Here is a 19,641-nt window from a genome sequence, read left to right on the forward strand (position 1 = left end):
TAAATAAGGAAAAGCGAATGACCCTTGCGGGACTCTCTCCCGCCGGTGTGCTGTTGGTGCGCGCCGGTGAGCCAATGGTGTTGCGCGTCACGCTGGCGCGGGCCGACGGCACGCCGCAGGACCTGACCGGGCGCACCTTCGCCGTCGCCTTCCGCCGGTCCCGCACCACGACGCCGTTCCTGACGGTCGCGGCCGAGCTGAGCGGCGACGCGCTGTCGATGATGGTGCCGATCACGGCGACGGAAGCGTCTCTGATCCACGGCATCGGGGCGGCCGAAGCGGTCAGCTATGACATTGTCGAACTGAGCGGCAACGCCTCTGTCAGCCGCTGGACGGCGCGCGTATCCGTCGATGTGGGCCCGGAGTTCCCGACCGACGAAGTGCCGGTGTGGATCGACCTGCCCTATAGCGAGGCGACGGTGCTGCCCAGCGCGCTTGTCGTGATCGAGCGCGGGGCGATAGGGCCGGGGACGGAAGAGCGGCTGTTGCTGATCGGCAAGATCAGCGAGGCGACGCCGGAGGCCATGGAGGCCTATTTTGTCGGGCTGGGCGAGGAAGGCGCGCGCCCCTTTGCCGAGGCGGCTGCGGCGAGCGAGGAAGTCGCCCTGGCCAAGGCGGGCGAGGCCAGCGCATCGGCGCTGGCGGCCGGGATGTCGGCCAACGCCGCCGATGGCGCAGCGGGCCGCGCCGCCGTTTCCGCCGATTTTGCCGCCACGCTGGTTGCCGGGTCGATCTATGCCAATGTGACCGCCGGCCTGGCCGAGACGACGAACGGCCAGCGGTTCACCGCTTATGGCCCCGGCCTCGCCTTTGCGACGCTGTATCTCAACAATGCCGGGGTGGCCGTCGCGGAGCGGACCTTTGCGTCGCAGGAGGCGATGGACGCCTGGCAGCAGTCGGTGCGCAAGGATGTCAACGATATTGAACTGCGGACGTCTCTGCCAAAGACAATCGCCCGTCGCGGCGGCGTCTGGCCGATCATCGAGGACAGCGACGGCAATATCCGCCTCTGGATAGATGACAGCGGCCGGATCGGGGCGTCCGAGTTTGCGGCGGGGGCCAAGCCGGAGCCGCTGACGATCCGGGGCGGCGTGACCGTGTTGGCGCGCGACGCCGATGGTCAGCCGACTGAATGGTATGACTATCGCCGCGCCATGCATCGCCGCGCCGGGGACATGCACAATCGGCCCCAGCGTGGCCCGGCTGGCGCGGTGCTGGCCGTCGTGGCGGACAATGGCATCGCGGCTTATATCGGCCCGGACGGCGCGATGATGGAGCCGGCCAGCGCCGATGCGCCGATGGCGTTTGCCGACACCGTTGACGACGGTGGCGGGCCGGTCAGGCAGGTTTTCGTTTCGACCGGATCGGCGGATATTCGACTGACCGCTGGAATGATCGACTGCGTTGGCGAGCCGAAAATTATCGCGCCGGGCATTGTCAAATATCGCAAACGGGGCGGTCGGGCGGCGACGGTTCGCTACTTCCTCGACACAATCTCGCTTGGCACCATCATGATCGTGCTGCATGGTCAGTCGCTGGCGCTGGGCACGGTGGACAGCGGCTTCCTTGCCGCGATCCGCCTGCCTTACCCGCCCGACAGCGCTATTCAGATGTTCAACGGCGGCATCCGTGCAGGGGCCAATCTGGCTGTCGCGCCTCCTGCTAATTTCACATCCCTGACGCCCGCTTTTGAGAAATATGACCCCACTCCGTCGACGCGCGGGGAAACCGGCTTGGTGGCGATGGCCGTCACTCTGCGGCGCGCTGTCAGTGCCCCTGTCATTCTGTCGGCTACCGGCCAGGGCGGCACGCCCTACGATGAACTCGGGCCGGGCACGCAAGCATGGAACAATATGCTGTACGCCATCGCGCGCGGCAAAGCCTTGTCGGGCGACCCGAATTTTTCGGTCCCGGTCCTCTACTGGAGGCAAGGCGAAAACAACGAAGCGGACAGCGCGGCGTCCTATCTGGCAAACCTGACCAGCGTCGCCGACGCCGCCCAGATCGACATTCCCGCCGCTGCTGGCGCTGGCCAGACGGTCCCGCCCCTCGTGCTGCTCCAGCAGATCAACTACTCCCGCCGGCGCGACGATACCGGGATGTATGCGATCTGCGGCCCCGGCGAAGCGGCGGCCATGGCGGCGCTGAACGATCCGCGATTCCTGATGGCGCATCCGCAATATGTCTGCGACTTCACCGGGTCGTACCATATGACGCCGGAAAGCTACGCCCTGTCTGGCAGCTATGCGGCCAAGATGCTGCGCAACTATCTGCTGGGCAGGCGGATGCGAGCGCTGCACCAGGCTCAGGTCTTGCTTGATGGGCGTTGGATGATCTCCCGCATGGCCGGCGGCACGCTGGACTATGGCGGTCGGTTGTTCGTCGATACGCGCCGCGTCACCGACCCGGGGCAGCTTGGCTACGCTTATGCAGACGACGCGATGTCGGCGGCGGTCGTTTCTGCCGAGCAGATCAGCGATACCGAATTTGCGGTGCGCCTATCCGCGACACCAACGGGCGCGAACAAGCGTCTTGGCCTCGCCCACTGGGCGCCATGGGCCACAACCATTCTTGTGACCGGGCCAACCACCGGCCTGCGGTCGCCCATCCATGACGACGACGCGGAGGGGTGCCCTGTCACCGGCCTGCCGCTGTTCAACTATCCCATTTCTCAGGCGCGGGGAGTGTCCTAAAATGTCCACTGTTCTCAACAGCTTCTATTCGCTCGCCCGCCCGTCTGGGCTGAATGTGGTCACGCTGTCCGACCTTGAGCAGCGCGCCTTTTCCGGCGGCGACATGGACTTCATGGCGGACCCGGCGGAACGGGCGGTGGAGTTTTCCTCGCTGGTGCTGCGCGATCGCGTTCGTGGCCGCTTGCTGCGCTCGCATGGCACTACGCCGCCGACGCTGACCACGCTCAACAATCGCCCGGCCATTCAGGGCTATGAGACGGCATCCGACCTCTATGCCGATTGGCAGCTGGGTCCGAGCTATACCATCTTTTCCGCCTTCGAAACGGGGCCGACGATCGGGACCAACGACGCGGTGGTCAGTTCGTTCGATCAGGCGCAGACGAACCGCATGTATGTCGGCCCGCGTAACGGCGACCGCTTTGGCCTCGTGCAGGGCATCTACACCATTTCGACGGCGGCCGGCACGATCCTGCCCAACACCAAATATGTCACATGGACCGCATTCAATGCGGACAATGTGCCGGTCAGCGGCGCGAATACGGTGGAAATCGGCCTCAACTCGCCCGCGATGCTGGCGACCGGGCGCGCTTCCTCTTTGCATGACGGGCAGACGCGAATGGCCTTCTTCGGCGGCACTTCGGATCGTGGCGGGGCGCACAAGTTCGCGCCGATCGTGGTCAGCAACCGCTACCTTGGCGGGGATGCCAACATGCTTCGGCGCACCGCGATCATGGCCATGCTGGCTGAAATGGTCGGCGTGACACTGACCGTCTGACCGGAGCGCAGGCCATGCCCTTCTCCGACCCGGCGACCGCCGCGCAGGTCAAGATCATGGCCGAACAGGCGGCGCACATGGCGCTGGCCGAATATGCGCCGCAAATTGGGCAGATCGAACGCGCGCTGGCCCGGCTGCAAGGAACCATCCCGGAAGAAGGAAGCGCGGCTATCAGCCCGACATTGAAGTGGATCGGCGCAATTGCCGGGACCGTCACCGGCGGCCTGATCATGGCGGCGCTGCTGTGGGTCGCGTCATCCGTGACCGACATGCAGCAGACGTTGGCGCGGATCGATGAGCGACAGAAAGCCCAGACCGAAGCGCAGGACGGCCGATTTGCCGATTACGACCGCCGTATCACGCGGCTTGAGCGCTATCACCAGAAGGACAGTGAGCAATGAACCATACCGACCTGCAAAGGCGGCTAGCCGTTCTGGGCCATTATGACGGCGCGATCGACGGTTTGTTCGGCCCGAAAAGCAAGAGCGCCGTCATTGCCGCACTGACCAGCGGCCCGGACTATCCGGTGACTTCGCTGGACATCGAGCACGCGGCTGATCGGCTTGGCGTTCATCCGGCGAAAATCTGGGCCGTCTATGAGGTCGAAAGCAGCGGTTCCGCCTTCATCGACGGGCGGCCCGCGATCCTGTTCGAACCGCACCGGTTCAGCAAGGCGACCAGCCATCGCTATGACAAGAGCCATCCGCACCTGTCGTCGCGTTTCTGGAACAAGGCGCTTTATCCGCGCGGGCAGGCTTCCCGCTATCGGCAGCTGGTGGATGCCGTCGCGCTGGACGTTGACGCCGGCTTCGCGTCGGCCAGCTATGGTGGTTTCCAGATATTAGGCGAGAATTTCGCGGTCTGCGGTGCGGCTGATCCGTGGTCCTTTGCCTGGCGACAGGCGCAGACGGAAGGTGATCAACTGGAAGCCTTCGCCCTGTTCGTGGAGGGGCGCGGCCTGAAAGGGGCGCTTCAGCGGGGTGATTGGGCGGGCTTTGCCAAGGGCTATAACGGCACCGCCTATCGGGCGAACAAATATGACGCGCGGCTGGCGGACGCCTATGCGCGGCGGAAGGTGGCGGCATGACCAACCGTCATAACGTCATCGCCTATCTGGCGACGCTGGGCGCGATCGTCGTCATGACGATCGTAGCCGCCATCATCTGCGTCGTGGTCGAGCCGGACACCCATCTGGCGCAGATCGTGGCCGCGCTGGGCTTTATCGGGGCGGCCGTCACCGGCCTGATCGGCGTCATCGGCACCTTCAAGGCTCGGGACAATGTCGAAGCGGTCAGCGAGCAACTGATTGCCAAAATCCCGCCAACGGCTCCCCCGGAGGAAAAGTCATGATCAAAGGTCTGTTGATCGGCGTCTCCATCTCCGCCCTGATGTGGTTCGCCGGGGCAGCGGCCATTTTTGTGTGGTTCGCCCGATGATCCGGCTGGCCGTCCTCCTCCTCCCCATCGCCCTGACCGGCTGCGCACATCAACTCGTCACCTGCCCCAATGCGCGGGCGGCGGCGCTGGTGGCGACGCAGGCAGTGGCGCGCATCTGTCCCTTCACACTGGAGAATTGACCCATGGCCATTACTCAAGTCACCTGCGGCCCCGTCAACGCCCGCACCAGTAGCGGCGCAACCATGCCGGTCGAGCCGTCGCAGCCGGCAAAGAAGGAAAAGCTGGTGCCCGGCGCTTCCAATCAGGTCAGCACGATCACCGCCAACGCGGGTGATTTCTGGCACGTCACGACGGATACGGCGATTTGGGTCAAGTTCGGCGCGACCCCTGTCGCCACCGATGGCGACACGCATTTCCTTCCGGCTGGCAGCACCCGCAGCTTTGCGGCGACCGGCTCGAATGAAAAGATCGCGGTGCTGGCGGCATGAGGGTGTTCGGCTTTGGCTTTGGGGTGGCCATGGCGGCGATGCTGGCCGCCGGCGGGACGCCCGCGCCGTCTCCGGTCTATGACGCCCTGTCGGACGCGACGCCTTTTTCCACATTCCTTGGCGTCCGTAACGGCGACCAGTACCAGCGGGCCATTCAAGGGCCGACGCTGTCAAACCTGTTCGGCAACGGCAACAACGCGGGCACGGCGGGCGGCCAGATCCCCGGCGCCATCGCCATCCGGGTTCGTTTCCAGCCCGGCGGCATTATCGTCAACAGCGCGTCCGCCAGCAACACGCAGGGCATCCCCATCCTTGGCTCTGGGGGCACCACGGCCAGCCGTAGTTGCACCCTCTATTGGGTTCCCGCCGGCGCGTCGCAGGCGGGTTTTGCCGGCCGCTTCATCTGGTACAATCGCGATCGTGGCGGGGTCTATAGCGGCGACCGCGATCCGACCACCGGCGCGGCCGGTTCGTCCGCCAGCACGCGCGGGCTTCGGTCTGCGATCGTCACGCCCGACGACACAGGCGTCATTTGCGGCACGGTGATCCTGTCGCTGGATGGCGCTGGGCAGTTTCAGGTTCGATTCGTGCGGAACGACGGCACCTTGCAGGCAGGTGACACCTTCACGCCGGCTGGTTTCATGGGCAACGCGACGCCGGCCAACTCCATGGTATTCGGTTCCTATTTCGGCGCGACGGCGGCCTATGGCCAGTATTTCCCCGGCACTCTGGCTGATTTCCTCCAGTTGGACGGCAGCGGCGGGACCGACGCAGAGTGGCAGGACTTCGCGCGCGGCGGCGACCCGGCAACGATCTGGGGCGCATCGCTGGCGGCGCATTACCGGCTGGGCGGGCCGACCGATCTGGCCAAGACGGCGGGCAGCCGCGCCTATGCTGCGGCAACCCTGATCGGCACTGGCCATATTCGTGGCACAGAATTGCGCCCGGTGCGCAGCGGCGCAAACGGCATCCATGCATGGCCGCTCTGGCGGCGCTATACCCATGCCCTGCCGCCCGCCGCCGTGCGCAGCGCAACCAGCGCGGCCGACCTGATCAACAAGACGGGTGATGTGGTGCGCCAGGTGCTGATCGTCGGGGCCGCCACCCATGTCGAAGCGCGCGCCGTGCGCGAAAGTGACGATCGGGTGATGGTCGACTGGACGCAGATCAGCGCGGCACCCTTTACCGGCTTGCAGACGCTGACCCTGCCCAACGTGCCGACCGGCACCTATCGCTGGCTCTTCCGCCGCGCCGACGATCGCACGGTGATTTCGATCAGTCGCGACTATGAACGCATCGGCCCGGTCATGGCCATCATCGGGCAGTCGCAGGCGCAGATCGCGTTTTTCGATGCAACGTCCGTCACCCTCGATCCGCCGACGAGCGGGCTGGTCAGCTTCTGCGCCATGCGCGGGGCTGGTGCGCGCTACACGCCGATCGATGGCGGGGCCATCGGGACGCGGAATGTGGTGTCCGATGGGATGGTCGCCTTTGCCCAGCTCTGGGAAGTCATCGGCGCGGGCGTCCCGATCGAGTTGGTCGGCCTGTTCCAGAATGGCAGCGCGACGCACAATTTCATGTATCGCGACGTGTCGAACGGCTTCGATCTATGGGGTGACAGTGTCACGCCGACGAGCGGCATGGTGACGGGCACCATGGCCGCCAAGCGCAACCGGATCACCGGCTTCCTCCTCGATTGGTCCACCAGCGACACGTCAACGGCGGCAGCGGGCGGCACGGCGCTGACCTTCGCGACCGCTTACGGCTCGCGGACGCCTGTCGAGCGACCATGGGTCGAACGGGTGGCCGAACTGTTCGCGGGCGTGCCCAAGTCGACGGCGGACAGCACGGAGCGGGCCGAGCGGCAGAACTTCCAAAAATTGGGCCTCGTCAATCGACCATGGGTGGTGACGATCCCGGTCGGCCGCCATCGCGACATCAGCGCGAATCCGGCGGGCAGCGGGTCCGGCTATGAGACGTTCCGAAAAATTCAGCACGATTGGGCACTCAGTGGCGTCGGGCTGGACGCCGGCATTGATGCGACGCTGGGCGCCTACCGGCTCGACTTCCTCCTGGGGCCGTCTGATAGCGCGCATCAGGACCGCACCGACCCACGCGGCAATATCCGTTTCTGCCAGCGCTGGGCGCATGCGCTGGCCCGCGCCTGCCATATCGAGGCATATGATCCGACACCTGCCTTTGCGAGCGCCACCCGCAGCGGCGCGGTCATTACCCTGCCCGCAACGATGAAAAATGGCGGGGCACTGATGACCGGCGTGAATGGTGCGACCCCGGCAGAGTTCGAAGTGAGCGAAGACGGCGGCAGCAGTTGGAGCAAGATGGGTGGTGCCATCGCCTTCACCCCGGCGCTCAGCGGCAACAGCATCACACTGACCCGATCGTCCGGCAATTGGGCGCCGAACACGCGCATCCGCTATCTGGCCAACTGGCCCGCCGCTGTGGGCAATGGCCAGATCGCGGCGGAAACGATCCTCACTAATGGGATGCTCTATGAGAGCTATGCCAATGCGGAAATGCCGCTAGCGGGGGCCGTGCAGGGCATTCCGCTGCTCCCGGCATTTGCGGCAACGCCATTAGTCGCCACATGACGCCCAACCGAAGAAAGTTGATCCCGACGCACAGGATGTGGTCGCGTCCAAACGCGCCGGGATCAGAGATAAATTAGCTTTAAGCGCCAACGAGTCAACGGTAGTGCAGGAAGGATGCAAGCATCAACTTGCCTGCAAATTCTCTTCGAGCCAGCCCTTGGCGAAACGAGTGGGCTGCTGAAAACTGCCCTTCAATGTAGTTTCGAGAATGAAGATAGCATCCGATTCATGAATTGCTCCCGCCTTCTTCAACCCCTCCAGAACCTGCGTCGCCGATTTATTGCTTTTTATGATCCAGTGAGAAGGCATCGGCATGCACCATTCGGCGCTTTTGCGCAGTTCTTCCTCGATTTTTAGTTCATCTTTCAAATCGTGACTGCCGCGTATTTCATAAGTGACGACGTACCATGACATATAGTTCCTCCGTAGCGCCTGCGTCACAGGCTGATCGGCTGCGAATCATCGGTCAGCAAGTTATTCCCTGCCGCGTAGCCGGGTGTCATGCCAAGAAAGATATGAAATGAACGGGCGACCCCGGCGCCATCGTTGGGGGGGGAGCGCCGGGGCCGATCGAAGGAAACCTCACATTTAGGGATCTGTGAAGCACGTTAACTTCTCGCGCATAATTATTGACGAAAGGTTAAAGGCATGGGGCCGGACCTTAGGGGTTGAGCATCTCACCCGAACCAGCCCTAGCTGGTTGATCGAATATCGACCGCAAAAATGCCCCGCGGTCTAAGGGAAGATGTCGCGGGGCAAGGTTTCGCAAGAGCCGAGGTCTTGGGGCTCAGGCGGCTAGACGCTCCAGAGGGCGGCGGGTTCCAACAAAAAAAGCCCTACTGTGAAGTAGGGCTAAGTTGTCGCTCAAGGGCCAGGGGATGCTACCGGCCCAGACTTCATACGCGGTCAGTCCCCCTTGGTTCCGATCAGGACTGACGGTCGCATGCCGGGTCCACAATGTTAGCGGGATCACGCAGATCTCTGGCCACATCCACAACGGATGAATGGGGAAGCAAGACGTTTTGCGACACGCCTCGCAACACTATCTCGATATGGCTGTGTCCCGCCCTGACCAGTACAATATCATCGGTATTCACGATCGCCTGCCCCGCAGGCAGGGCGTCCAAGATCACTAGCGGCATTCGTTCTCTTTCACTGACGGCCCATGTCCGGGCGCGGCGGTAGTGCATAAGCTGATCGACGCGCGCGGCAATAGCCTGGACGCCATCATGCCGGTTCACAGCATGTACTAATTCACTTCGCTCGGATCGACGGGTCTATCCATTAGCAGTTGCTGCACCCGGTCAGCGACCGCGAGCCATATCTTCACGCCCTCGTCGTCACCGACATCTGTCAGGCAGCGAACCCGATCCGCGAGGAACTCGCCAACGTCCTCCCTTTCGGAGGCGATGACCTTTCCCGCAACGGCCCAAAGCTCCCAATCGGTCATCACTGGCTCTAAGCGCTCAGCCACTCGATTTCAGCATCATCCAGCGCTTCGAATGTGTCACCCTCGGCACCCGCGTCATGAAGGCGCTTCCTCAGATCGTCCGGCGTGAGGGACTTCTGAAACTTCGGATCGCCCTTGGCCTGCTTCGCCAGCGTGCCGATCCAGTCATGGCGGCCGGCCTGCTTTAGCAGCCAGGCGCCGAATGGTTCGCCCTGTTCATTCGTCTGCATAGTGACCTCAGATTCGCGGGAAGAGTGACGCGATCATATGGTATCGGCGCCGCCTGTTCGATTCCCATATTGGGAAACCGAACGGGCAAAAATAATCGCCATGGTATAATCCATGGTATTGCGCCAAAAAGGCGAAAATTTATCTATCTAATATAGTAACTTAGTCGCTTGCTTTGACTGGCTCCCGCTCCGCCACATTTCAACACGCGTCAGCGCCTGCCATCCGATGGACCGCCACATAGGGCACGCTTGATGTGTCGCACAGGGGCCAGGCGTGTGGCCCGGAAAGTCACGGCGACGCATCAGTTAATGAAATAGAAATTTCATATTATCCCGATCCATGGAATTTTCCTTTCATCAAAAACATCAAATTCCCGAAATTTGAGAAGAGATTGCCGTCGTGCCATGTCATAATCCTGCCATGGCACATGACGCAAAGCGCCCCGATCACGCCGCCCCGGACTGGACCGTTCCGCAGGAATGGGACCATTACACCGCGGCCGATCATGCCATGTGGGACAAGCTGTTTGATCGGCAGGCGCGGTTGCTTCCGGGACGGGTGGCGCCCGAATTTCTGGCGGGACTGGATGTGCTGCGCATGGATCAACCGGGCGTCCCTCGCTTTGACGCTCTGTCCGAGCGGCTGATGAAGCTGACCGGATGGCGGGTCGTCGCCGTCCCCGGATTGATCCCGGACGACGTTTTCTTCGATCACCTCGCCAACCGCCGCTTCGTGTGCGGCAACTTCATTCGAACGCCCGACCAGATCGACTATTTGCAGGAACCCGACGTGTTCCATGACGTGTTCGGCCATGTCCCCCTGCTGGCCCATCCGGTGTTCGCCGACTATATGCAGGCCTATGGTCAGGGCGGACAGCGCGCCGGGGCGCTGGGCGCGATCGAGCGGCTGGCGCGTCTGTACTGGTACACCGTCGAGTTTGGGCTGATCCGCCACAACGAAGGGCTGCGCATATTTGGCGCGGGCATCGTATCATCGCATGGCGAATCGCTTTTTGCGCTGGATGACCCGTCGCCCAACCGGATCGGTTTTGATCTGAAGCGCGTGATGCGCACCGGCTATCGCATCGACGATTATCAGCAGACCTATTTCGTGATCGACAGTTTCGAGGATCTGCTGCGCCAGACGCTCGACACCGATCTGGCGCCGCTTTACGCCGATGTGGAAGCAGAAGCGGACATAGGGATCGCATCCGTGCTGCCGGAAGATCATGTCTTCACCCACGGCACCCAAGCCTATGCGCGGGCGCAGGCCGGCGGACAATGACCCATCTCCACGGAAGCAGGCGCGCCGGATGCAGCACGCAATTGCATCCATGCGTGCCTTTTCGCAAATGGATATGCTACCCACGGTGCGATGACCGTGCCGCCCTCCCCCGTTTCTTCCACCGACGAACGCTCAGGCCGCCGCCGCCAGATATTGGAAATCGCGGCGCAACTCTTTGCCCGCAAAGGGTATCGCGGCACGTCGATGCGGGACATTGGCGAGCAGGCAGGGGTGCTGGGCGGATCGCTCTATCATCACATCAAGTCGAAGGATGCGCTGTTCATCGAACTGCATGACAGCGCGCTCGACGCGGCGGAGGCGCGGATCGCGCAGGCCGTGGCGGCGCAGCAGGAGCCATGGGCGCGGCTGGAGGCCGCCTGCACGACGCTGCTCGACATCCAGCTGGCCCCCGATTCGCTAACGACGCCGATGATGAATGATTTTCGCGCAGTGCCCGACGCGATGCGAATCCAATTGATCGCAAGGCGCGACAGGTTCGAGGATCTGTTCCGCGGGCTAATCGCGCAATTGCCGCTGCCCGCGCATATCGATCCGTCCATCTACCGCAACCTGCTGCTGTCGCAGCTCAATTCGGCAGCGGACTGGTATCGGCCGGGCCGGCTCACCCGCGCACAGATCGCAGCCCAGATCGTCGCCATCTTCCGCCACGACTGACCGTCCGGCAGCAGGTCTCCGCTCAGGTCCGGCAATATTCCTCACGCTGGTCAAATTCGACCAGCGAAATGCGGTTCCGGCCTTCCTGCTTGCTGATATAGAGTTGACGGTCCGCTTCCGAAATCCACTTTTCCGCCAACATGTTCGGCTGGCAACGCGCGCTGGCTACGCCGATGCTGACGGTGATGAACGGACTGACCTGCGATCGTTCGTGCGGGATGTTGAGCGACTGGATCTGCAACCGGATTTCCTGCGCCACCAGTTCCGCCCCCTGCGGATCGGTGCCCGGCAATATGCAGGCAAATTCCTCACCACCATAGCGGGCCGGAAGATCGGTCGCGCGCTTGACCGCACGGATCAGGGCAGAGGCCACCATCATGATGCAGCGGTCCCCCGCCGGATGGCCATAGGTGTCGTTGAACTGCTTGAAGAAATCAATGTCCAGCATGATGACCGACAACCAATCCTCGGTCCGGGCTAGCCGCGCCGCTTCCGTCTGCAACGACCGTTCCAGATGACGGCGGTTGCTCAAACCCGTCAGCGCATCGGTGACGGCCAGCATCGCCAGCTGATCGCGCAACCGCTTGAGTTCGACATGATTGCCGACGCGGGCGCGCAATATGGCGGGCTGGATCGGCTTGGTGACATAATCGATCGCGCCCAGCGACAGCCCCCGCATCTCATCCTCCGTGTCGCCCAGACCCGTGGTGAAGATGACGGGGATGTCCGCCAATAACGTATCGGCCTTGAGCTGGCGGCAGACTTCGAACCCGTCAATGCCCGGCATCAGCACGTCGAGCAGCACCAGATCGGGCTGGGCGGCGCGCGCCGTGTCCAGCGCCTGCTGGCCCGACGTGGCGAAGCAGACCTCATAGTCGTCCTCCAACACCGCATTCATGATTTCGATGTTGGAGATTTCATCATCGACGATCAGAATTGTCGCCTTGTTCATGACAGCACCCCCGTCCGTCGATCAGGCTTGGCATGTTCGACATCGGCCAACGCCTCCGCGTCGATCAGCGCCAACGCCGATTCATAGTCCAGCTTTTCCAACGCCTGATGGACGGGATGGCCCGCCCGCGCCTCTTCCGTCAGGCCGAGCGCATCGGCAAAACGGCGGAAGCCGGCGCGCGCGCCCAGGCTGCGCCGGAAGACGAGATCGCGCAGTTCGGTCCGCGCCGCTGCAATGCTGTCGCCATCCGCCGGCGTCAGCGCGATCGGAGACGCCCCCTGGCGGCTGGCGCCCAGGCTTCTGGCCGCCGCAATGGCGGGCGCGATGGCGCGATCCAGCGCAGGCAGGCTCGCCCGCGCCTGAACAGCATCGCCAGCCGCCAGCATCCGTTCGATACCGGCCGCCATAGCCTGCACATCGGGCAGTTCCAGGGAACCGGCCACGCCCTTCAGGCTGTGCGCCAGCCGGCGGGCATCGGGCAGCATCCCAGTGGCGATCAGGACGCGCAACTCCCCTGCCACATCGGCATAAGTGTCTCCGAAGGTGATGATCAGCTTGTGCAGCAAGGTGGCCTTGCCATTGACCCGCAGCAGCGCGGCGCGCAGGTCGAAGGGCGGCAGGCTGTCGGGCAATAGGGCTGTCGGCGCCTTTTCCACGATGGCGGGCGCAGGCGCAGCCGGCGCGGGCACCGACTTTAGCCACTGGTTGAGCGTCCGCAACAGTCCGGCCGGATCGACCGGCTTGGCGATATGATCGTTCATACCTGCCGACAGGCAGCGCTGCTTTTCCTCTTCATAGGCATGGGCCGTCATGGCGATGATCGGCAGACGATCGGCAGGCCAGCTTTCCCGAATGATCCGGGTGGCGGTGACGCCATCCATTTCGGGCATCTGTACATCCATCAGCACCGCAGCATAAGTGCCGCCGCGCTCCTGCACCTTGTCGCAGGCGATACGGCCATTTTCGGCGCAATCGACCAGCAAGCCGGCATCGGCGAGCAATTCGGTGGCGATTTCCCGGTTGATCTCATTATCCTCGACCAGCAGCACCTGAAGCCCGCGCAGATGTTCGGCCACCATCGGCAGCGCATCGACCGGCGACACGACCGTCACCGGCACGACGTCAGGCTGGGTGAATATGTCGATGATGGTGTCGAGCAGGGTCTTGGGCACCACCGGCTTTGTGAGGAAGGCGGCAACGTCGCCATCCTGAATGCCCTTGACGAAGTCGTCGGCGCCATAGGCGGTGACGATCAAGGTCTTGGGTCGCGCCACGCGATATTGAGTCTCGCGCATTTCCTCGACCACCTGCATGCCGTCCATGCCGGGCATCTTCCAGTCGAGCAGGACCAGATCATAGGGCTTCCCGCCCTGATCCGCATCGTCGATCGCGGCCAGCGCCTCATGCCCCGACGCGACAAGATCCACCGCCATGCCCCAACCGGCGAAGACGTCATGCATGATCTGGCGCGAGGCGGTATTGTCGTCCGCGGCCAGAACCCGAAGCCGGCGCACATGTTCGGGCAGCGGCGTTTCCAGCGCCACCATGTCATCCTCACGCGCCATTCGCATCTGGCAGGTGAAGGTGCTGCCATGGCCCGGCTGGCTGTCGACGCGGATGTTGCCGCCCATCTGCTCGACAATCTGGCGACAGATGGCAAGGCCAAGGCCGGTGCCGCCGAAGCGGCGCGTGGTCGAACTGTCGGCCTGGGTGAAGGAATGGAACAGCGAATGTTGCTGCTCCGCCGTCATGCCGATGCCGGTGTCGCGCACCGACAGTTCCAGCGTCACCTGGCCATCCTGTTCCGCCGCAAGGATCAGCTTGATGGTGACGGTCCCTTCTTCCGAGAATTTGACAGCGTTGCTCAGCAGGTTGAGGACAACCTGACAAAAGCGCATCTCATCACCCACCAGTCGTTCCGGCACATCGGCATCGACCTGCGAAACCAGTTTGACCTGCTTCATTTCGGCATTGTCGGCGACCAGATGAACCTGATTTTCGATTGCGCGCCGCAGGTTGAACGGATTGGATTCCAGCGTCAGCTTGCCTGCCTCATTCTTCGAAAAGTCGAGAATGTCGTTGATCAGCCGCAGCAGAGACACGCCAGCATGATTGATCTTGCTGACATAATCCATCTGCTTGGGTTCAAGGTCGGTCCGCATCACCAGATGGCAGAAGCCCAATATGGCGTTCATGGGGGTGCGGATTTCATGGCTCATATTGGCCAGGAACAGGCTCTTGGCGCGGTTGGCCTCCTCCGCCTCGCAGGTGCGCGCCTCCAACGCCTCATTCTTCGCCAATATCTCTTCGCCCATGCGCTGGTTGCGGCCGAAGCTCTCGACCAGCTTGTCGCTGAGCCACACCAGCACGGTCGTCTGGAAGGCGACGATGCCGGCGTGCAGCAGCACTCGTTCCAGGTTGCCCTGTCCGGGGAACACCGCATAGGGCAGCAGATAGAGCAGCAGCAGATGATGCAGCGCCGTTGCCGTCGCCGCCGCCAGGATGGCGCGCTTATCGCACCAGGCGATGGTCAGCGCCAGCATGGCGAAGAAATACATGTGCATGTCCATCTGCCAGGGATGGCCGCGCATGAGGAAGAGAAGCATGGCCGGTTCGCCCATCAGGGCGATCGCCGACAGATAGCGCGTCGCAGGCGCGATCCCCTGCCGCCACCACATCAGATGATAGGCAGCCGCAAGAACGCCCCCCGCCAAAGCCGCTGCGACAGGCGAATGCCCCGCCAGCAGCGCCACGGTCGCGAGCAATGGCACATGCGCCCAGAAAAGGGGCACGAGGAACCGGCCGAAATGATAGCGCAGCGTATCCAGTTCGATGGTCATAGGCTCTGTTCCTGCTGGGAAGAGTCGAAGCACCCGCCGCGCGAAGGCGCAGCGACTGCCAGCCAGGCGCCTGCCTTGCGCAGCGCGGCCGGAAAGTCGGGCCGGGTCGATCCGGCGATGACGATGTTGGAAAAACGCCCCTTCTGCACCAGACGGCCATCGGCAGCGCTGACGAGATTGATCGTATTCGCCAAGGTCGAACCCGGCGCGGCGATGACGAGATACCAGCCCGACTGCCGCCCATCCAGAAGCGAGGCCGCCCCAAGACCGCACAGTCCGACGCCAAGAAGGAGCAAAGCCGGGATGCAGGCGGTCCACGCGGCCTTGCGCCCCTGTCGCATGACAGATGGCCCAATCCCCGTTTCCTCCACAAAGGAGGAAACGACCTTAATATCCGTTTCAGCCCTTTCCCGTCTCATACCGGCATTGTGCCGGATGGAGAGTTTTATATTGGTTAATCATAACAACTATTCAGAAAGCGCTGCATTATCCGCCCAGGCAATTGCCAATCACCCAGTCATGAAGCGCTAAAAGGTAGAACTACTGGCGATTTTTCGTAATCTTATCCGATGATTTTACGTAATTTGCAGACACTCACTCTATGCTGCAACTGTTCAATCCGAGCGATTGCTCAGAGGCCGTTTGGAAAATGCGCGAAAGAGCGCATTTTCGTTGCCGCACCAGAGGCGCATTTCCAAACAGGCGCTCGCATCAGTCCAGTAGAGTTTCCAGCCCCGGCGCAACGGTATGGCCTGCGCGCGTGAGTTGCTCCAGCGTGGCGCGCGCCATGGCGCGATAGGGCGACAACAGCGACGGGCAGTCAATCGTCATCGCCGCCAGATGGTCGCGGATCGTCGCCTCATCCCCGCGCAACAACGGCCCAGAAAGAGCGGCGAAACCCCGATCCAGACTGTTTTCCAGCGCTGCCCGAACCAGCGGCGCCAGCAAGGCCTGGGGTTCGGCGATCCCCGCCGCCCGCAAGGCATCATTCGATCCGGCCAGCAAGGTCACCAAATGGTTGGCCGCATGGCACAGGGCCGCGTGATAGAGCGCGCGCTGCGCCTCCTCCACCTGTTCGGCGACCCCGCCCAACACATCGACCAGCCGTTCGGCCGCACCCGTCGCCTGCGGCCCATCGCCGGTGATGACGAAGCACGCGCCGGCCATACGCGCGACCTCCTGTTCCGGATCGCCAGTGAAGGTCATGGCCGGATGCACCGCCGCCGTCAGCATGCCGCCGTCCCGTAGCGGCGCGAGAATGGCTGCGCCGCTGCGACCGCTCATGTGGCAGACGAATATGCCCTTCTGCACCGGCCGATCCGGGGCCAGCGCCGTCACCACATCAGTCAGGGCATCATCTGATACGGCGATCAGGACAAGGTCGCATGCCATAGCAAGCATGGAGAGGCTTTCCACGGTCCGGCCATCCATTTCGTCCGCAACAGCGCGCATATGGCTGGCGTTGCGCCCCCATAGCATCACGGGGGCAGTGGAATGACGCCGCAAGGCCAGCGCCATCGCGCGGGCCACCCGCCCGGTCCCGACGATTCCGATCTGGCGATAGGCAGGCTGGTGTCGCATCGCCGTTGCTTAGCCGCTGCCGCCACGCGGCGGCAAGGTTGAGCGAAACCGATCGGTTGGCGAGCGATGTTCAACGCTTTGACAATACGCATAGGACGCCGTGCGATCCGCGTTGGAAATGCCCGCCTGCCCATATCATGCCTCTCGCCCACAGACATATTCGGGGAACATCATGCGGGATTATCGGGCGCGGACCATCGGACGGAGTTTCATCATAACCTTGCTAGGGGGCGGCGCGCTGATCGCCTTGCCCGCCGTGGCGCAAACGACACCCGCCGCGCCGGATGCCGCCGACGCCAGCGTGGCGAGCATCGTCGTCACCGCCCGCTACCGCAAGGAAGACGCACAGAAGGTGCCGATCGCAATCAGCGCCATCAGCGGCGACACGATTGCCGCGCAGGGGGCGTTCAACCTGAAGCAAAGCGTGCAACAACTTCCCAGTCTGAACATTCAGGGGTTCAGCGGCCGTAACCAGACCATCACCATTCGCGGCATCGGCACCAATTCGGGCGGCACCAACGACGGGCTGGAACAGGGTGTGGGCCTTTATGTCGACGGCGTCTATCGGCCGCGCACCGGATCGGTCATCACCGACCTGATCGATGTGGACAGCATCCAGTTGCTGCGCGGACCGCAAGGCACATTGTTCGGCAAGAACACGGTCGCCGGCGCGATCGACATCAAGACGCGCGCGCCCAGCTTCACCAACGAAGCGAAAGCGGAGGCGACCTATGGCAATTATGACTATTTCCGCGGCTATGTGAGCCTGAACGCGGCGCTGAACGATGAACTGGCGTTCCGCGTCTCCTATCTGCGCACGTCCCGAGGCGGCCTGATCCGCAATAGCGTCTATGACGAGGATTGGGATAATCTGAACAATCATTCGGCGCGCTTCGACCTGCTGTACAAGCCGACCGACACTTTCCGCCTGCGCTTCATCGCCGATTATTCGATCCAGAAGGGCGATGTGGGTTTCCAGAGCATTGCCGCGGTGCTGCCAACCACGCTGAGCAACGGGACGCAGGTGCGGGGCTTCTATCGCCGGGCGGCCGATGTCGGCTACACGCCGGTCAGCGTCAATGCGTTCGACCGGCGGGTGGACCTGGACAGCAGCCAATATGATGAAATGCCCAGCTACGGCTTTCAGGCGCAGGCCGACCTGGACCTGAGCGGCGTGACGCTGACCTCCATCACCGCCTACCGCAACTGGAAGTGGATCCCCAATTATGACGGGGACCAGATCGGCGCACAGATTTCCACGCTGGGCGTGGTGGAGACCGACCAGCAGCAATTCAGCCAGGAATTCCGCGTTGCCTCTACCGGCGAACGGACGATCGACTATAGCGCCGGCCTCTATTTCTTCTGGCAGGAGGCAGATGACGTGCAACGCAGCGTCTATGGCCGTGATGCCGTCGCCTGGCTGCGCACCGCCAACACGCCGACCGCGACCGTATCGCCGTTGCCCTCGGCGATTCTGGACGGTCTGGAAGCCTATGCCCATGTCGTGCCGGCGACGCACAGCTATGCCGCCTATGGGCAGGCGACCTGGAACATATCGCCGCGGTTTCGCCTGACGGGCGGGCTGCGCTACACCTATGAGCACAAGACCGGCCTCTATGACGCGGACGCGCGCGGCGACGTAGCGCCGATCAGCAGTCTGCCGGTCGAATATCAGGCGACTGCCATCGCCCTGCGCGCCGCCTATGCGCCGGTCGCCAGCTATTATGCGAAGAGGAACAGCGACAATATTTCCGGCACGCTGATCGCCGCCTATGACCTGTCGGACAATGCCCATGCTTATTACAGCTATTCGCGGGGCTATAAATCGCCGGGCATCAATCTGGTGCGCCAGACTCTGGGCGTCGACATCTTTGTGAAGCCGGAAAAGGTCGATGCGTTCGAACTGGGGCTGAAGACCCGCTTTGCCGGGGGTGCGGTGGAACTGAACGGCGCGCTGTTCTGGACGCAAGACAAGAATTATCAGGCCAATTATGCCAACACCTCAGTCAGTCCGGCGGCCTATTATATCGCCAATGTCGGCACGCTGCGGTCGCGCGGGGTGGAACTGGACGCCCGCTTCGCCCCGGTCGAAGGGCTGAGCGCGACTTTCGCGGCAACCTATAATGATGCCAAATATACCAGCTACGCCAATGCGGTGCCGGACTATCTGAACAGCGACAAGACGTCGGTCGACCTGTCCGGGCGACAGGCTTCGGGCGCCCCCAAATGGTCGCTTGGCGGAACGATCGATTACACGCATCAGGCCGGCGGGGACCGCGACCTCTACATCGGTGCGGATGGCAGCTATCGGTCGAGCTATTACGCCACGGTCAATCTGGACCCTTATTCACGCATACCGGGCTATGCGCTGTTCGGCGCCCATGCGGGCATCCGCCAGAGCGAAGGCAAATGGGATGTGTCGGTCTGGGTCCGCAACCTGTTCAACAAGGATTATTACAACACGATCAGCGTCAATTCGACCTATGGCGTGGCGCTCGCTTCGATCGGCGAACCGCGCCTTTATGGCCTGACGCTCAAAGGTCGGATCTGAAAGTCATTTCAGGAAAAGAGGGAAGGCCGATATTGCTCCAGCCATGATGGCGAGCGGGCCTTCCATCCGGCCCAAAAGCCGGAGGGATATGCTGGCGCGCGGCAAAGCCGCTGCG

The 19,641-nt window shown here is 62.9% G+C and carries 18 protein-coding genes; 11 read left to right on the top strand and 7 right to left on the bottom strand.

Annotated elements, in window-relative coordinates:
• Positions 1-17: 17 nt before the first annotated feature.
• From ACFOKF_RS16610 to ACFOKF_RS16645, 8 genes are all read left to right on the top strand, one after another.
• Positions 18-2,693 carry a hypothetical protein gene (locus ACFOKF_RS16610; RefSeq protein WP_380797051.1) on the top strand — a complete coding sequence of 892 codons (2,676 nt, stop codon included), beginning with the start codon at positions 18-20 and terminating at the stop codon, positions 2,691-2,693.
• A 1-nt stretch (position 2,694) separates the two neighbouring features.
• Positions 2,695-3,468 carry a hypothetical protein gene (locus tag ACFOKF_RS16615; protein ID WP_380797053.1) on the top strand — a complete coding sequence of 258 codons (774 nt, stop codon included), beginning with the start codon at positions 2,695-2,697 and terminating at the stop codon, positions 3,466-3,468.
• A 14-nt stretch (positions 3,469-3,482) separates the two neighbouring features.
• Positions 3,483-3,869, top strand: a complete 387-nt coding sequence (locus ACFOKF_RS16620) for a hypothetical protein (protein WP_380797055.1) — start codon at positions 3,483-3,485, stop codon at positions 3,867-3,869.
• Positions 3,866-4,555: an N-acetylmuramidase domain-containing protein gene (locus ACFOKF_RS16625; protein ID WP_380797056.1), complete on the top strand. Its 690-nt coding sequence runs from the start codon at positions 3,866-3,868 to the stop codon at positions 4,553-4,555. The genes ACFOKF_RS16620 and ACFOKF_RS16625 overlap by 4 nt, the downstream gene beginning before the upstream one ends.
• Positions 4,552-4,818 carry a hypothetical protein gene (locus ACFOKF_RS16630; protein ID WP_380797058.1) on the top strand — a complete coding sequence of 89 codons (267 nt, stop codon included), beginning with the start codon at positions 4,552-4,554 and terminating at the stop codon, positions 4,816-4,818. Before ACFOKF_RS16625 ends, ACFOKF_RS16630 begins: the two co-directional genes overlap by 4 nt.
• Before the next feature lie 82 nt (positions 4,819-4,900).
• Entirely contained in the window at positions 4,901-5,044 is a 144-nt protein-coding gene (locus ACFOKF_RS16635; RefSeq protein ID WP_380797060.1) for a hypothetical protein, read from the top strand.
• A 3-nt stretch (positions 5,045-5,047) separates the two neighbouring features.
• Positions 5,048-5,353, top strand: a complete 306-nt coding sequence (locus ACFOKF_RS16640; protein WP_380797062.1) for a hypothetical protein — start codon at positions 5,048-5,050, stop codon at positions 5,351-5,353.
• A complete protein-coding gene (locus ACFOKF_RS16645; RefSeq protein ID WP_380797063.1) occupies positions 5,350-7,962 on the top strand; it encodes a hypothetical protein in 2,613 nt (870 codons plus the stop codon). Before ACFOKF_RS16640 ends, ACFOKF_RS16645 begins: the two co-directional genes overlap by 4 nt.
• Positions 7,963-8,085: 123 nt before the next feature.
• Here the strand turns inward: ACFOKF_RS16645 and ACFOKF_RS16650 are convergent, their stop codons facing one another.
• The 3 genes from ACFOKF_RS16650 to ACFOKF_RS16660 all read right to left on the bottom strand — a co-directional run bounded on the left by ACFOKF_RS16650 (position 8,086) and on the right by ACFOKF_RS16660 (position 9,642).
• Entirely contained in the window at positions 8,086-8,376 is a 291-nt protein-coding gene (locus ACFOKF_RS16650) for a hypothetical protein (protein WP_380797064.1), read from the bottom strand.
• Positions 8,377-9,211: 835 nt separating this feature from the next.
• Positions 9,212-9,412 (bottom strand): DUF6961 family protein, encoded by a 201-nt coding sequence (locus tag ACFOKF_RS16655; RefSeq protein WP_380797066.1) that lies wholly within the window; start codon positions 9,410-9,412, stop codon positions 9,212-9,214.
• Between the two features lie 8 nt (positions 9,413-9,420).
• A complete protein-coding gene (locus ACFOKF_RS16660; protein ID WP_380797068.1) occupies positions 9,421-9,642 on the bottom strand; it encodes a hypothetical protein in 222 nt (73 codons plus the stop codon).
• 421 nt (positions 9,643-10,063) lie between these two features.
• Between ACFOKF_RS16660 and phhA the strand changes: the two genes are divergently transcribed.
• Both phhA and ACFOKF_RS16670 read left to right on the top strand, forming a co-directional pair.
• Positions 10,064-10,927, top strand: coding sequence for a phenylalanine 4-monooxygenase (gene phhA / locus ACFOKF_RS16665; protein WP_380797069.1), 864 nt, complete (start codon positions 10,064-10,066; stop codon positions 10,925-10,927).
• 90 nt (positions 10,928-11,017) lie between these two features.
• Positions 11,018-11,602, top strand: coding sequence for a TetR/AcrR family transcriptional regulator (locus tag ACFOKF_RS16670; protein WP_380797071.1), 585 nt, complete (start codon positions 11,018-11,020; stop codon positions 11,600-11,602).
• 22 nt (positions 11,603-11,624) lie between these two features.
• Here the strand turns inward: ACFOKF_RS16670 and ACFOKF_RS16675 are convergent, their stop codons facing one another.
• The 4 genes from ACFOKF_RS16675 to ACFOKF_RS16690 all read right to left on the bottom strand — a co-directional run bounded on the left by ACFOKF_RS16675 (position 11,625) and on the right by ACFOKF_RS16690 (position 16,975).
• Entirely contained in the window at positions 11,625-12,554 is a 930-nt protein-coding gene (locus tag ACFOKF_RS16675; RefSeq protein ID WP_380797073.1) for a diguanylate cyclase, read from the bottom strand.
• The gene (locus tag ACFOKF_RS16680; RefSeq protein ID WP_380797074.1) at positions 12,551-15,394 is read right to left on the bottom strand and encodes a response regulator; all 2,844 of its coding nucleotides are present in this window, start codon (positions 15,392-15,394) and stop codon (positions 12,551-12,553) included. The genes ACFOKF_RS16675 and ACFOKF_RS16680 overlap by 4 nt, the downstream gene beginning before the upstream one ends.
• The gene (locus ACFOKF_RS16685; RefSeq protein WP_380797075.1) at positions 15,391-15,735 is read right to left on the bottom strand and encodes a hypothetical protein; all 345 of its coding nucleotides are present in this window, start codon (positions 15,733-15,735) and stop codon (positions 15,391-15,393) included. Before ACFOKF_RS16685 ends, ACFOKF_RS16680 begins: the two co-directional genes overlap by 4 nt.
• Positions 15,736-16,105: 370 nt before the next feature.
• Positions 16,106-16,975, bottom strand: coding sequence for a Rossmann-like and DUF2520 domain-containing protein (locus ACFOKF_RS16690; RefSeq protein ID WP_380797076.1), 870 nt, complete (start codon positions 16,973-16,975; stop codon positions 16,106-16,108).
• Between the two features lie 172 nt (positions 16,976-17,147).
• Here ACFOKF_RS16690 and ACFOKF_RS16695 point away from each other — a divergent pair, with 172 nt between their 5' ends.
• Positions 17,148-19,526: a TonB-dependent receptor gene (locus ACFOKF_RS16695; RefSeq protein ID WP_380797078.1), complete on the top strand. Its 2,379-nt coding sequence runs from the start codon at positions 17,148-17,150 to the stop codon at positions 19,524-19,526.
• Positions 19,527-19,641: the final 115 nt, after the last annotated feature.

It is taken from the genome of Sphingobium rhizovicinum, from assembly GCF_042647625.1.
GTDB lineage: Bacteria > Pseudomonadota > Alphaproteobacteria > Sphingomonadales > Sphingomonadaceae > Sphingobium > Sphingobium rhizovicinum.